The organism is Actinoplanes solisilvae (genome assembly GCF_003999975.1).
GTDB classification, from domain to species: Bacteria; Actinomycetota; Actinomycetes; order Mycobacteriales; family Micromonosporaceae; genus Actinoplanes; species Actinoplanes solisilvae.
The window spans coordinates 294,330-308,105 of the sequence record NZ_RJAC01000003.1; the positions used below are offsets into that span (position 1 = coordinate 294,330).

Below are 13,776 nucleotides of genomic sequence, written 5' to 3' on the forward strand. Positions count from 1 at the left end.
ACGAGCGGCCGGGAGATCAGGTCCGTCGCAGATCGCGCCACGATTCGACCAGGATCCCGGCCCCGAACATCAGCATCAGAACGCAGGCACCGAACCGCCACCTCGTCGTTCCCGACGGAAAGAGCAGCACCGCTCCCACCACCATGGCAGCACCCGCGGCCAGACCGGCGGCGCCGCACAGCATCCTGAATCGACGGTGTCGCCTCCGGTCCACGGCGGCATCGTAGCCGCGGCACGCCCAGTTCCGTGCCTTGCCTTCAAGTGGACTTGAAGTTCTAGGGTCGACGGTGACGCCCGCCTCGGGCGCCGATCGACGGCCGGGAGGCTCAACGTGGCAGGCAAGTACACCGTGGCGGTGACCGGAGCGACCGGGCGAGTGGGTGGGCAGGTGGTCGCCCAGTTGACCGGCATCGAAGGCATCCAGGTGCGGGCCCTCGCCCGCGATCCGGCGGCCGCGTCGGCCACCCTGGGCCCGGCGGCGGAGGTGGCCGGCGCCGACCTCACCGAGCCGTCCACGCTGGCGGCCGCGGTGGACGGGGCCGACGCGGTCTTCCTCGTCTTCCCGTCGGTGACCGCCGACGCGGCGGCGCGGGATGTGGTCGCGGAATTGACGGGTTCCGGTCGGCGGGTCGTCTACCTGTCCGCCCATGGCGTCCCGGACGAGCCGGACCACCGGGCCGAACCCGGCGGAGGCATCCTGGGATCGCATGCCCATCTCGAGGGGCTGATCGCGGCCTCGGCCGCCGAATACACGTTCCTGCGGGCGAGTGGCTTCGCCGCCAACACGTTGGCCTGGGCTCCGCAGATCCAGCACTCCGACGTCGTGCGCTGGTTCGTGCCCGACGCCCGGCGAGCCCTGGTGCACGAGGCCGATCTCGCTGCGGTCGGCGTGCTCGCGCTGACCCAACCGGGACACGACCGCAAGGCGTACCACCTGACCGGGCCGGAACAGCTCACCCAGGTCGCGCAGCTCGCCGCCATCGGGGACGCGCTCGGTCGATCGTTGCGGTGGGAATCCGTCGACTCGGCCGCCGAACTGTTTCCCGGCATGCCGGCCACGGTCGCCGAGTCCATCGTGGCCGGCCACGCCGCCATGGTGACCCACCCGGAACCGGTCACCGACACCGTGGCTCGGCTGACCGGCCGGCCCGCGCGATCGTTCGCCCAGTGGGCCCACGACCACACCGGCGACTTCACCACCGCGCCGCCCCGGCCGGCCTGAACCCAGCCCGCCTCGACCCCGGTCCCGCCCCGGCGCCGACGCGCCGGGGCGGATCCCCGGCTAAACGCCGGGGAGGGCCCAGTTCTGGGCGCCGGTCGTGTTGCAGTCGTAGATCTGGAGCTGGGTGCCGTTGGTGGTGTTCGAGCCGGGGATGTCGAGGCAGCGCCCCGACTGCGGGTTGCGCAGGCTGCCGCTCGGACCGGCCTGCCACTGCTGCGCCCCGGTGTTGTTGCAGGTGTAGAGCTGCACCTTCGTGCCGTTCGTGGTGCCGCTCGACTGCACGTCCAGGCACTTGCCCTGGGTGCGCAGTGTGCCGTCGGTGCCGACCGTCCATGACTGGTTGGCGCCGCCGTTGCAGTCCCAGATCTGCGCCTTCACGCCGCCGGCCCCGTCGACCTCGGCGCATTTGCCGAGCGCCCGCACGGTGCCCGTACGCACGGTCGGGGTGCTGATCCCGGCACCGAGGAACGTGTAGCTGTCGAGGTCGAGGATCGCCCCCGAGCCGCCGTTGAACACGATGTAGAGGTCGTGCGTGTTGTCGTCCGGTCTGGTCACCGGAGCTGTGATCTCGCGGTAGTTGTCCCAGCCGCCGGTGCTGGGCACGGTCACCCGGGCCACCTCGGTGCCGGTCGGCGAGTCGAGGCGGAACGACACCGTGCCGCCCCCGCCGCCCGACGAGACCCGGGCCAGCACACCGGTGATGCCCTTGAGGCTGACCGCGTGGTGCCGCACGGACTCGCCGTTCTGGATGTCGCCGAGCCGCTTGCCGCCCTCGGCCGCGGCCTGGTCGATGACCTGCGGCCCGTTCAGGGACACGAAGTGCTCGGCCTGCCACTGCTTCGGATAGACCAGCACCTGCTTCTCGCCGGTCAACGGGGCCGGGCCGCGGTCGGTGTAGCTCGCCCGCAGCACGAAGAACTGCACCGCGTCGTGCCCGGCGTGCACCGGCCCGGTGTTGACGGTGAAGCCGCACCCGGTGCCCTCGCCCTCCTCGTGCGCGTGTTCCTGATGCCCGAGCGCGGCCCGCAGCACGACGTTGGCGCAGGCGATCGTGCCGTCCTGCGCGTCGGTGGCCGCACCCGTGACGGTCAGGTTGTCAGTCCAGGAGTACAGCCCACCCTCAGGTATCCCGTTGACCTGAACAACCGGACGGTTGTTGCCGACGACCACGGCGACAACCGCGGTTCCGGTACGCCCGGTGCCGTCGGAAACGGTCAGCCGAGCCCGTTTCTCACCCGCGGTGGCGTACGTGTAAGTCGGGTTCGCCACCGTTGAATCGGTGCTGCCGTTGTCGTCGAAATCCCAGGCGTACGTCAGTGGATCGCCGTCGGCGTCGGTGCTCCCGGCCGACGAGAACCGGACGGTCAGCGGGGCCAGCCCGTTGTCGGGGCTCGCGGCGGCCACGGCGACCGGGGAGCGCCCGCCCGCCACATAGTTGATTTTGTAGAGCCCGGCCGTCTCGTGCCCGGAGAAGTATCCGTCGCCGTACTCGAGCAGGTACATCGACCCGTCCGGGCCGAACTCGAAGTCGATCGGGTGCCGGAACGACATGCCGTTGAGAACCGGCTCGATCGCCGTCGGCGCGCCGGACGCGTCGAACTGCACCTCCTTGATCCAGTTGCGGCAGTACTCCGAGATGATCCACTTGTTGTCGTAGTACTGCGGCCACTTCACGTCCGACACCAGGTTCGGGTCGTAGTGGTAGACCTCGGTGTGCGCGGGCGAACCGCAACCGCCGGGCTGGTCGAGCTGCGGCCATTCGCGGCTGCCGCCGTGCTGCTCCCAGACCGTGGCCGGTTTCGTCGGCGGCAACTGCTGCAAACCGGTGTTGCGCGGCGAGTTGTTGACCGGCCCGGTCGTGCCGCCGCACGGGAACCAGCCGCGGGGCGCGTTCGCCGCGAAGTCCCAGTCGTTGTACGCCACGTTCGGGCCACCGCAGTACGGCCAGCCGAAGTTGCCCGCGGTCGTGGTGCGGTTGAACTCGTCGTACGCGGCCGGGCCGCGGTTGGCGATCGTGGCGCCGGCGTCGGGCCCGACCTCGCCCCAGTAGAGCGTATTGGTGCGCTTGTCGGCCCAGATCCGGTACGGGTTGCGCACCCCCATCACGTACACCTCGGGCCTGGTGTTTGCTGTTCCGACGGCAAAAAGGTTGCCGGACGGGATCGTGTAGCCGCCACTGCCGTCCGGTTTGATGCGGTTGATCTTGCCGCGTAGGTCGTTGGTGTTGCCCGAAGTGCGTTGTGCGTCATATTGCGCGTCGCGGCTCGTGCGCTCGTCGATCGGAGCCATCCCGGCCGAGTCGCCGCCGGAGTTGGTGTTGTCACCGACCGCGAAGTAGAGGTTGCCGGCCGCGTCCCACGTCATCGACCCGGCCGAGTGGCAGCACAGCCGCCGTTCGGTCGGCCACTCGATGAGCAGGTCCTCGGTGGACGCCGCGATCGTGCCGGTCGCCGGGTTGAACGTGAACCGTGAGATGCGGTTGACCAGCGGCGTGCTCGCGGGCGAGTAGAAGAGGTAGAGCCAGCGGTTGGCCGCGAACTGCGGGTGCAGCGTGATGCCGATCAGGCCGTCCTCGAACCGGGCGTCGAGCGGCAGGGTGAGCGCGACCGTCGTGGTGCGGGTGGCCGGGTTGTAGAGCCGCACCTGACCGCCGGCGGCGGACGTGCCCCGGTTGATGTAGAGGACCTTCGCGTCGGGCAGCACGGCCAGTTCGATCGGTTCGCCCATCGACAGCCCGCCGTCGAGGCGGACCTTCTCGAAGGCGCTGGTCGGTGGGGGAGCGGCCGCGGCGGGGTAGGCCGGGACGGCGATCGCGGCGGCGACGGTCAGCAGGAGGACAGCGAACAGACTTCTTCGGCGCATGGGGAAACTCCCGTGGGGACGTCGGGGGATGACCGGGAGTGCAGGATCGGGCCGCGGCCCGTGACATGTAGTTAACAGTGAGCGACTCGCCCGGTCAATCAGCAACCGTCTATGCGCCGACTCCCGAGTCCGTGCCTCCGAACGCGTGCCGCGGTCGGCTTTCGGTAACGCTGACCGGATCCCGGCGGGGTCCGGTCAGCGACGTTCACGGGTGACCCACGCCGCCAGGTCGGTCGTGGCCAGCCGGGCGCCCGGGCCGGGCAGGAGATCCCGCTCGCCGACGTCGACGCCGAGCATGGGGTGCCGCGACGGGTCGGTGACCACGGTGCGGCGATCGCCGTGGGCGGCCAGCAGGCGGCGGGCGAAATCGTCCATCGCCAGCGCCTCCGGGCCGGCGACCTCGACGATCGCGTTGGCCGGAGACGCCGGCGCGACGTCGGCGAGCATCGCGGCCAGGTCCAGCAGGGCGATCGGCTGCACCAACGTGGACGGCAGACGCACCGTGCCGCCGTCGGTGTTGGCGTCGACCAGCGCGCCGATCAGCTCGAAGATCTGGGTGCTGCGAACGATGGTGTACGGCAGTCCGCTGTCCTCCACGGCCCGTTCCTGCGCGAGCTTGGCGCGGTGATAGCCGGGCTCGGCGTGGCGGTCGACGCCGACGATGGAGACCAGCACGTGGTGACGTACGCCCGCCTTCTCCTCGGCAGGGAACAGGTTCCGGGCCGAAGCGCGGAAGAACTCGGTGGCCGCCTGCTCGTCGACGTCGGGGGAGTTGGTGATGTCCAGGACCGCCTCGGCGCCGTCGACCACGGCCTGGACCCCCTCGCCCGTGATCGTGTTGAGGCCGGTCTCCAAGCCGGCGGCCACCGCGTCGTGACCCTGCCGCCGAAGGTTGGCGACGACGCCGCGCCCGATCATGCCGGTGCCGCCGATGACCACGATCCTCATGTGTGCCTCCTCGTCTCGACCTCGACGAGCGTGACGCTAAAGGGAGGCAGTGACGATCGAGTGCTGGGTACGCTTGACGCGTTGCGGGACCGCGTGGGTGCCTCAGTCGGCGCGGACGGCCTGGGCGATCAGGGAGACGCCGGGCATCGACCGCACGGGCAGGTAGCGCTCGGCGACGATGACGGCGGTCAGCGCGGAGTTGACGAGCGGGTTCATCTTCTTCAGGTCGCTCGTCGTGGACCGCTTGCGGGAGTAGGCCGCGGCCGGGCGCAGCAGCACGTTCCAGCTCCACAGCTGGTCGATGCGCAGGCCGCCGCCCTCGAGGGCCGCGCGCAGGGTGTCGCGGTCGTAACGCCGAACGTGCCCGACCGCCTCGTCATGGGCCGACCACAGCTTCATGTCGCAGGGGACGGCGATGAGCGCGCTGGCGCCGGGCCGCAGGACGCGGCGCATCTCGGACACCACCTGCTGGTCCTCGTCGATGTGCTCGAGCACGTCGAAGGCGACGATGAGGTCGATCGAGTCGGAGGCGAAGGGCAGGAACCGGCCGTCGCCGCGCACTGTGGACAGCGAGCGCTGACGGGCGGCGACCGCGCCGTCGTGGCCGTACTCGACGGCGATCGGCGACCAGCCGTGCTGCTGCAGGACCCGGGTGTTGCCGCCGCCGGCGGCGCCGATGTCGAGGGCCGTGCCGGGCGAGCCGGGCAGTTGACGAAGGCTGCGGGCGAGAAGCGCTCGCCGTTCCCGATACCACCAGTGGCGGTCCTCGAGCGCTACCAGCTTTTGAATTTCCGCGCTGTCCACCGGGACATTATTGAAGCCCGGAGTCGATCGAGCAAGTTTTGCGGTGGGCGATTTTCGGTAAATGTCGGCGCGGCCGGGCGCGGCGCTCGCGAAAAGGGCCTCGCTTATCCACCGCGGTCATGTTGCGACATGTCGGACTCGGTGGGGCGGCCGACCCGGGCAGGATCCCTCGGAGCTGGGCCTTGACCTGGGCAGCGGCCGCGAAGCCGTCAAGGCTGGGCTTCGACGGAACGTCACGCAATCGGCCGGCCGATGCTATTTCGAAATCGAAAGTCTCAGATAGGAAACGGCTATCGGACTTCAGTCCCGGTGACGTTTTCATAAGGTCGGGACGTCGCCGCCGGGCATTACCTCGCGGGTGAATTGCGCGACGGCCGAGTCGGGGGTGACCGCTCGACCGATGGGTGACGATAGCGCACCCTCCGGGCGTCGCTGATACCGGGCGGCGTCGCCGTCACGTCGCGGGCCGTGCCGGCCGACCCGCCGGAAGAAGACCTGTCGCTCGTCCCGGTCGTCGTCGGGCTGGCCGTCCTGGAGATCATCCTGCTCGCCGGGCCCGCGTTCGCGGTCGGCGCACGAGCCGGCGGCTACCGGTTCAACCCGGCGATGCTGGCCGGGATCGCAGCGCTGGCGGTCGTCACCGGCGTGCTGGCCGCCATGGTCGGCAACCGGGAGACGCTCACCGCGCTGACCGGCATCACCAGCGCCGAACTCGACGGGGCCGCGGCGGTGCTGGACCGGGGCGGCGTCCGGCTTCCGCGTCGCCGTGACCGGCCTGGTCGCCGCCACCACGGCCGTTCCGCCGGCCCGGGTCATCGACCAGCTCAACGCCGCGGCGGCCGAGGCCGGCAGTCAGCCCGCCTATGTCGAGCCCGCGACGGGCAAACGGCAGCACGCCGATGTTCTACCTGCTCGCGCTCGCCTCCGCCCTGATCACCCTGGGCGCCGACCGGCCCGCCCCCACGCCGTACCAGTTGGTCGTGCCATGGACGAACCTGGCCCTGATCCTGCTGGTGCCGCTGCTCGCGATGCTCGGCGCAGGCCTGCTGACCCGCTCCCGCCTGCCAGCCGAACAACGCCGCCCGACCTGAGCCTGAACGGCTCCCACAACGCCTTCCTGCTACTTTGCTCTGATGCTACTGGCGCGGTAGCATGGGTGCATGCTGTACGAAATGCCCGCGCTGGATCCGGCGGACCTGCGGGTCCTGGACGAGTTGAGCGAGATGCGAGCCGAACTGCGGGCGCATCTGCGGTCAAAGCCGCGCTGGGAGGGGCAACTGCGACGGAGCCTGTTCGCGGCGGCAATTCAGGGCTCCAACACCATCGAGAACATCACGATCAGTAACTCGGATGCGCGAGCGTTGGTGGAGCATGCCCCGATGTCCGCCGAGGCGGGGGAGCGGACGCAGCAGGCGGTCATCGGCTATCGCGATGCGATGACATATGTCCAGCAGACGCCGATGATGGGCTTCTTCGACTACTCGGAGACGTTACTCTCGGCGCTGCATTTCATGATTACGAAGTATCAACCTGAGAAGTGGCCGGGGCGCTATCGCGCCGGTGGGATCTACGTGACGAGCGCCGACCCGCTGGAGCCCGCTTTCACGGGGCCGGACCCTGACTCGGTCCCAGGTCTCATGGGTGAACTGGTCGATTGGTTGCACGGCGGAGACCTCGATGCTCCCGCCTATGCGCGGGCGGCAATGGCTCATCTCAACCTGGTCGGGATCCACCCCTGGCGCGACGGCAATGGCCGGACTGCGCGAGCGCTGCATACCTTGGTGCTGGCGCGGGTCGGAGAGGTGGCTCCCGAGTTCTCCTCCATCGAGGAATGGCTGGGGGAGCAGGTCAACACTGTTCAGTACTACGAGGCTTTGCGATCGGTACAGCGAGGAAGCTTCCAGCCGGAACACGACGCCCACCCCTGGCTCAGATTCGTCTTCACGGCCCACCACCGACAGGCGCAGCGGGTGAGACGGCGATACGACTGGACCGTGCGCCTGTGGAACGACCTGGCGCTGCTGGCCGACGAGAAAGGACTGGCTGAACGCACGGTTTCCGCGCTGTATGCCGCAGCGGTCGGTGAGGTCAGGCGAACCACATATCAGCAGGACGAGAGCCTCAGCCGTGACCAGGCCATCCGCGACATCCAGGCCTTGACGCGGGTGGGTCTGTTGGCTCCGCGAGGCAATGCGACCACGCGGGTTTACGTACTCGACGGTGCGGCCACCGACATTGCGGAGGCCGCCGCCGCTGCGGTTCGGGGGCACGGGCGCGACCCGTACGCGAACGCTTGATCAACGCGGTGGGCTGACCATGCGTCAGCCCACCAGCGGGTTGACCTCAGGCGTAAGGGTTGAAGGGGATGCCGGACGGCTTGGAGGCGTTCAGCAGGTACTCGAATGAGCCGTCCTTGATTTTGATGCTGGCTGAGCCGAAGTCGGCGGCCATCAGGCGGTTGCGCAGGTCGACGGTGGGCCAGCCGTTCCAGTCGACCAGGGGCGGGTAGCGCCAGTTGTGGTAGTGGTTCTCCGGCGGCTCGTCGTTGCTGTTGGCCAAGCGGTAGAAGTGGGTCGACGCGCCGTCCTTGTGGTAGACGACCTTCGGGTGGGTGCCGTCGAAGCGCACCTGTGACCGGGCGTAGGTCACCTGCGAGCTGTGCTGCGTGGTCGTCACGTATTCGACCTGGTTGGAAGACTGGTTCACCCAGGAGATCACGTGCTCCCAGTCGTGCCGGTGGCCGCCGAGTCCGCTGCCGGCCACGGCCTGGTCCTTCTCGAAGTAGCCGGCGTAGACGATCGCGCACCAGCCGTTGTTGCACTTCGAGCGGGCGTAGGTCTGGGAGTTGTCGAGATCGGACTGATCGCGGCAGCTGCCGTTGACGGCGCCGGTGGTCTTGAGGCCGGGGGCGATCGTGCCGTCCGGGCCGATCGCCGGGGTGGCGTAACAGCCGTCGGTGTCGTAGTCGAACGCGGGGGAGAACGACTGTTCCCAGCCACCCGCGTTCTGCGGGAGGTTGCGCGGCGGATCGGCGAAGGCGGGCGCGGCCGAGGCTACGAGGAGGAGGGCGGCGAGGCCGGACGTGACCCCGATCCGAGCCAGGGAGCGGTTACGACGCATAAGTCGGAGACCCTTCGTGTCGTCACGCCAGTGGGGGCTGGCGCTTCGAAGTGATCTTCGCGCTGACAATCGAGGTCGGTCAATAGATGATGGATGGATCCCAGGGGAACCGCTGGGAAAGACAGGAGGGCCGGAGCGCACGCGCGCCCCGGCCCTCCCGCGGTGATGGTTACTTCGTGGTGTAGCGGATCACGTCGGTGCGCATGACGTCGCCGGTTACCTTTACGGCCTTGAAGGTGTGCTGCTTGTTCTTCAGGCCGGTCGCGGTGAACAGCGTCTGCTGGGTGGTGCGGGTGGCGCTGTGGGTGTCGACGCGCTTGGTCAGCACGCCGTCGATGTAGATGTCGACCGCGCCCTGGTCGGGGGCCGTCGCGGTGATCCAGTCGACGCCGGTTCCCGTGAAGGTGTATGAGACCGCGTCGCCGGTGACCGTGGTGGCGTGGACGTCGTCCAGGTAGTCACCACGGAAGGCGAAGTCGAGCTGAGCCTGGCCCACCGGCAGGCCGGCCAGGTACGACGACTTCAGGGTCACGGTCGAACCCGACACCGTGTAGTCGGTGTCGCGCACCAGGGCCGTGCCACCCGACGAGACGGCGAGCAGGCCGTCGCGCAGCAGCTTGACCGAGACGTCGGCCGGCGCCTTGCGGTCGAAGGACGCCGACGGCGGGTCGAGCAGGCTCGGCTGCAGTACGTCGATGCGGTCGAGCAGCATGTAGTCGCCCGACTTCTTGACGGCCATCAGGGTGTGGCTGCCGTTGGGCAGGTCGTTCACGGTGAACACGGTCTGCTGGGCCAGGCGGGGCTCGCCGGGAGCGCGGCCGGTGTTCACGGTTTTCACGAACTGGCCGTCGAGGTAGATGTCGACGTTGCCCTGGGACGTGTCCATCTCGGTGATGTAGGAGACGCCCGTGCCCTGGAACGCGTACTGGAAAGAGTCCCCGTTGCGCTCGGTGAAGTGCACGTTGTCGTTGTAGTCGCCGAGCCCGCGGCCGGTGCTCTGCGACCACGATCCGGCGTACGAGATGGCCGGGTCGTTGTTGTCGTGAACGATGGTGCGCACCGGGCCACCCGTCGACGGCGGGGCCGGCGTGCCGGTGTCGGTGACGGTCACTTCGAGCGGCTGCGTCGTGGCGGCCACCCCGTCCCGCTTCCAGTCGCCCTCATATCCCACGCGCAGGGCGTCGTCGTTCACGGCGACCTTCGCGCCGGGCTGCGGCGTCACCTTCAGCAGGCGTACGCCGTGAATCGGCACGACCGGGGCGGTGAACTTGTTCGTGAAGCGGCCGAGGTCCTTGCGGGCCCACAGGTCACGCACGGTGGCGCTGCCGGAGAGACCGAGGTGGGCGAACGTGGCGGTGATGTCCTTGTCGGTGCGGCCGTGGTTGAACAGCGCGACCGTGTAGCTGCCGTCGGCGTTCAGGGCGTACCAGACCTGCTGCTGCGCGGTCGCCGAGACCGGCCGCGCGGGGGTGCCGGCCTGGTTGACCGCGATCACCTCGGGGTTGGTGAGCAGGCTCAGACCGTACGCGTCGAGGTTGGTCAGGTCGTTGCCGGTGTAGAGCGGGGCCGCCGAGACCGCCCACAGGGTCATCGCGGTGCGGCGTTCGTCCTGGGTCAGGCCGTCCATGCTGCCGTTGCCGACGTTGAGCGAGTCGAGGTCGTTCCAGCCGCCGTTGCCGCCGTGCCGCCACCAGTTCGCCAGGTTCGGGAAGAGGCGGGCGATGTTCTGCCACTGGGTGAGCGCCTCGTTGGCGCAGTAGCACTCGACGTCCCAGTCGATGCGCCAGCCGTTGGCCTTCGAGCGCCACAGGTCGGCGTACTTCGGGTCGACGGCCCAGGAGAGCTCGAACCAGATCTTGTGCCGTTTGAGGGCGGACGACCAGGCGGCGACGTCGTCGCGGGCGTCGAGGGAGAGGTCGCTGACCCCGGAGCCCGGCGTGACGCTGTCGAACTTGACGAAGTTGACACCCCAGCTCGCGAAGAGGTCGGCGATCGAGTCGACGTACTTCTGCGAACAGGGGTTCGAGAAGTCGATCCGGTAGCCGATCTTCCAGTAGTCGGACGGCTGGATCGGCTGTTTGACGATGTCGTGGGTGGTGCAGCCGGGGGCGCCCGCGATCGGCAGGCTCGCGTTGTACACCTCCGGCGAGATGCCCGGGATCGTGTAGAGCCCGAACTTCTGGCCGTTCGCGTGGACGTGGTCGATGACCTTCTGCAGGCCTTGCGGGTAGAGCGTGGCGCTGGGCTTGGGGCGGCCGTTGGCGTCGAATCCGTCGTTCCAGGCGGCGTCCACGTTGATGTAGTTGTAGCCGTACTTCTGCAGCTTGGCCTTCATCGCGTCGGACTGCTTGACGAGCTGGTCCGCGGTGATCCACTTACCGTTGCCGGAGTAGACCTGCATGCTGTAGCTGCTCCAGCCCATGTAGGGCTTGGCCGCCCACGGGTCACCGGGCCCGACCGGCGCCACCGCGGTGGACGGGGCAACCGGCAGGACTCGGGTGGCGGCGGCCGGCGGGGGAGACGGCTTGGGCCCGACGGCCTGCGCGGCCGAGGCGCCCGCCAGGGGAAGCAAAATCGCCGTGCTCATGACGGCGACGGACCGGGCGCGGCTCCATCGGGGACGGCCGGGTGGGGGGAACCTCAAGGTGACTCCTCCTGATGAGGACGGATGTGAGTCGAGAAAGCCCTGGCTGCCGCGTGTCCCCAGGGGAGCGTGAGGAGGCGGGCAGAGGGTGCGAAGAGCGTAGGGCGAGCGAGATATGCAAATCAATACTTGACGAAGGAAATTATTGAGCCTAGGTTTCGGCCATGTTTCCCGAGATCAGCTATCGGCCGAGAGCGCTGCTGCTCACGGCCCGCCGTCAGCTGATGACCTCGGCCGTGGGTGCCGTCCAGACCGCCCCCTCCGGCCGGAAGGACGCTTGATGGCGATTACGACAACGCATCCCCCGGTCGCTCCGGCGAGCGCGCCGGCCCCGCAAATGGCCCGCAGGAAGAGCCGCTGGACCGAGGCGAAGCGAGCCTGGCGCCTGCACTGGCAGCTCTACCTGCTGATCATCGTGCCGCTCGCCTACTTCGTGATCTTCAAATACATCCCGATGGCCTTCAACGTCATCGCGTTCAAGGAATACAGCCCGGTGCTCGGCCCGTGGGCCAGCGAGTGGGTGGGCCTGCGCAACTTCGAGCTGCTGTTCACCAACCCGGTGTTCGGCACGCTGCTCAAGAACACCTTCATCCTGGCGTTCTACCTGGTGCTGGCCAGCTTCCCGATCCCGATCCTGCTCGCCATCGCGCTGAACGAGATCCGCAACGGGTGGTTCAAGCGCACGGTGCAGATGGTCACCTACGCGCCCTACTTCATCTCCACCGTCGTGGTGGTGTCGATGACGATCCTCCTGCTGTCGCCGGAGGTCGGGCTCGTGACCAAGGGGCTCGACGCGATCGGTGTCCCCGCGATGAACCTGCTGGGGGAGCCGGACTTCTTCCGGCACATCTACGTCTGGTCCGATATCTGGCAGACGATGGGCTACTCGGCCGTGATCTATCTGGCCGCGCTGGCCGGCATCGACCCCGCCCTGCACGAGGCCGCGAAGATCGACGGGGCCAGCCGGCTGCAGCGCATCCGGAACGTCGACATCCCGGGCATCATGCCGACCGCGGTGATCATGCTGATCCTCGGCGTCGGCAACATGATGGCGATCGGGTTCGAGAAGGCGTTCCTGCTGCAGAACAACCTGAACCTGGCGCAGTCCGAGATCATCCCGACCTACGTCTACAAGACCGGTCTGATCAACGCGGACTTCAGCATGGCCACCGCCGTGGGCCTGTTCAACTCAGTGGTCAACCTCTGCCTGCTGCTGGCGGTCAACTTCATCGCCAAGCGGGTCACCGGGAACGGATTGTGGCGATGAGTACCACCAAGATTCGCGAACCGTTCCGCGACCGCATGTCGCTGATCGTCATCAAGCTCATGCTGGCCGTGGTGCTCGTCCTGGTGCTGATGCCCCTGGTCTACATCGTGGCCAACTCGTTCAGCAGCCCGCCGGCCGTCAACGCGGGCCGGGTGAGTTTCTGGCCGGTCGAGTTCTCGCTCGAGGCGTACCGGGCCGCGCTGAGTAATTCCGAGGTGCTGACCGGCTACTACAACTCGCTGATCTACGCGATCGCCGGCACCGCCATCAGCGTCAGCCTGACGGTGGCCATCGCCTATCCGTTGTCCCGCAAGACCTTCTTCGGGCGCAACGTGATCATGACGGTGCTCATCTTCACGATGCTGTTCTCCGGCGGCCTGATCCCGACCTACATGGTGGTCAACAACCTCGGCCTGCTCGACACCCGCTGGGCGATGCTGCTCCCCGGCGCGATCGGCGTCTGGCAGGTCATCATCGCCCGTACGTTCTTCGCCAACTCGATCCCGGACGAGCTCTACGAGGCGGCGATGCTCGACGGCGCGAGCGAACTGCGAGTGCTGCGCTCGGTCGTGCTGCCGCTGTCGAAGCCGCTGCTCGCGGTTCTCGCGCTGATGTACACGGTCTACCAGTGGAACAGCTACTTCGACGCCCTGGTCTACCTCAAGGACCCCGATCTGTTCCCGCTGCAGATCGTGCTGCGCAACATCCTCATTCTGAACACGCCCCGGGGCGGCGCCGGCGATCTCGCGCAGTCGATGCACCAGATCCAGCTGGCCAACGTCCTGCGCTACGCGCTGATCGTCATCTCCAGCCTGCCCGTATTGATCATCTACCCCTTCGTCGCGCGCTACTTCACCAAGGGCGTGATGGTGGGCGCGGTCAAGGGCTGATCCCTCCCCGAAGAAGAAA

12 protein-coding genes are annotated in these 13,776 nt (G+C 68.3%); 6 read left to right on the forward strand and 6 right to left on the reverse strand.

The features are described 5' to 3' along the window. Window positions 1-16: 16 nt before the first annotated feature. Complete coding sequence (locus EER30_RS12090) at window positions 17-214, reverse strand: hypothetical protein (protein WP_127500481.1); 198 nt, start codon at window positions 212-214, stop codon at window positions 17-19. Window positions 215-331: 117 nt separating this feature from the next. Here EER30_RS12090 and EER30_RS12095 point away from each other — a divergent pair, with 117 nt between their 5' ends. Next, the gene (locus EER30_RS12095) at window positions 332-1,222 is read left to right on the forward strand and encodes an SDR family oxidoreductase (RefSeq protein WP_205650202.1); all 891 of its coding nucleotides are present in this window, start codon (window positions 332-334) and stop codon (window positions 1,220-1,222) included. Between the two features lie 60 nt (window positions 1,223-1,282). Here EER30_RS12095 and EER30_RS12100 read toward each other — a convergent pair whose 3' ends face one another. From EER30_RS12100 to EER30_RS12110, 3 genes are all read right to left on the reverse strand, one after another. After that, window positions 1,283-4,084 carry a PQQ-dependent sugar dehydrogenase gene (locus EER30_RS12100; RefSeq protein WP_127500482.1) on the reverse strand — a complete coding sequence of 934 codons (2,802 nt, stop codon included), beginning with the start codon at window positions 4,082-4,084 and terminating at the stop codon, window positions 1,283-1,285. A 195-nt stretch (window positions 4,085-4,279) separates the two neighbouring features. Then, the gene (locus EER30_RS12105) at window positions 4,280-5,032 is read right to left on the reverse strand and encodes an SDR family oxidoreductase (RefSeq protein ID WP_127500483.1); all 753 of its coding nucleotides are present in this window, start codon (window positions 5,030-5,032) and stop codon (window positions 4,280-4,282) included. A gap of 102 nt (window positions 5,033-5,134) precedes the next feature. After that, on the reverse strand, window positions 5,135-5,836 hold the full coding sequence (locus EER30_RS12110) for a class I SAM-dependent methyltransferase (RefSeq protein WP_127500484.1): 702 nt from the start codon (window positions 5,834-5,836) through the stop codon (window positions 5,135-5,137). Window positions 5,837-6,304: 468 nt separating this feature from the next. Between EER30_RS12110 and EER30_RS12115 the strand changes: the two genes are divergently transcribed. The 3 genes from EER30_RS12115 to EER30_RS12125 all read left to right on the forward strand — a co-directional run bounded on the left by EER30_RS12115 (window position 6,305) and on the right by EER30_RS12125 (window position 8,133). Further along, complete coding sequence (locus EER30_RS12115; protein ID WP_127500485.1) at window positions 6,305-6,769, forward strand: hypothetical protein; 465 nt, start codon at window positions 6,305-6,307, stop codon at window positions 6,767-6,769. Further along, a complete protein-coding gene (locus tag EER30_RS12120) occupies window positions 6,736-6,927 on the forward strand; it encodes a hypothetical protein (RefSeq protein ID WP_127500486.1) in 192 nt (63 codons plus the stop codon). The genes EER30_RS12115 and EER30_RS12120 overlap by 34 nt, the downstream gene beginning before the upstream one ends. 69 nt (window positions 6,928-6,996) lie before the next feature. Beyond that, entirely contained in the window at window positions 6,997-8,133 is a 1,137-nt protein-coding gene (locus EER30_RS12125; protein WP_127500487.1) for a Fic family protein, read from the forward strand. A 46-nt stretch (window positions 8,134-8,179) separates the two neighbouring features. On the opposite strand, the gene EER30_RS12130 is transcribed toward EER30_RS12125, so the two are convergent. After that, window positions 8,180-8,956: an NPP1 family protein gene (locus EER30_RS12130; protein ID WP_127500488.1), complete on the reverse strand. Its 777-nt coding sequence runs from the start codon at window positions 8,954-8,956 to the stop codon at window positions 8,180-8,182. Window positions 8,957-9,125: 169 nt separating this feature from the next. After that, on the reverse strand, window positions 9,126-11,543 hold the full coding sequence (locus EER30_RS12135) for a X2-like carbohydrate binding domain-containing protein (RefSeq protein ID WP_240669969.1): 2,418 nt from the start codon (window positions 11,541-11,543) through the stop codon (window positions 9,126-9,128). Window positions 11,544-11,880: 337 nt separating this feature from the next. Here EER30_RS12135 and EER30_RS12140 point away from each other — a divergent pair, with 337 nt between their 5' ends. Together EER30_RS12140 and EER30_RS12145 are read left to right on the forward strand one after the other, a co-directional pair. Continuing rightward, window positions 11,881-12,867, forward strand: a complete 987-nt coding sequence (locus EER30_RS12140) for an ABC transporter permease (RefSeq protein ID WP_205650203.1) — start codon at window positions 11,881-11,883, stop codon at window positions 12,865-12,867. Next, window positions 12,864-13,757 (forward strand): carbohydrate ABC transporter permease, encoded by an 894-nt coding sequence (locus tag EER30_RS12145; protein ID WP_127500489.1) that lies wholly within the window; start codon window positions 12,864-12,866, stop codon window positions 13,755-13,757. The genes EER30_RS12140 and EER30_RS12145 overlap by 4 nt, the downstream gene beginning before the upstream one ends. The last annotated feature ends 19 nt before the right edge of the window (window positions 13,758-13,776 follow it).

Coding starts and splice junctions, on each gene's coding strand:
- EER30_RS12105 (WP_127500483.1), bottom strand. CDS start 5,032: ATGAGGATCGTGGTCATCGGCGGCACCGGCATGATCGGGCGCGGCGTC.
- EER30_RS12145 (WP_127500489.1), top strand. CDS start 12,864: ATGAGTACCACCAAGATTCGCGAACCGTTCCGCGACCGCATGTCGCTG.
- EER30_RS12125 (WP_127500487.1), top strand. CDS start 6,997: ATGCTGTACGAAATGCCCGCGCTGGATCCGGCGGACCTGCGGGTCCTG.
- EER30_RS12140 (WP_205650203.1), top strand. CDS start 11,881: ATGGCGATTACGACAACGCATCCCCCGGTCGCTCCGGCGAGCGCGCCG.
- EER30_RS12100 (WP_127500482.1), bottom strand. CDS start 4,084: ATGCGCCGAAGAAGTCTGTTCGCTGTCCTCCTGCTGACCGTCGCCGCC.
- EER30_RS12135 (WP_240669969.1), bottom strand. CDS start 11,543: ATGAGCACGGCGATTTTGCTTCCCCTGGCGGGCGCCTCGGCCGCGCAG.
- EER30_RS12130 (WP_127500488.1), bottom strand. CDS start 8,956: ATGCGTCGTAACCGCTCCCTGGCTCGGATCGGGGTCACGTCCGGCCTC.
- EER30_RS12120 (WP_127500486.1), top strand. CDS start 6,736: ATGTTCTACCTGCTCGCGCTCGCCTCCGCCCTGATCACCCTGGGCGCC.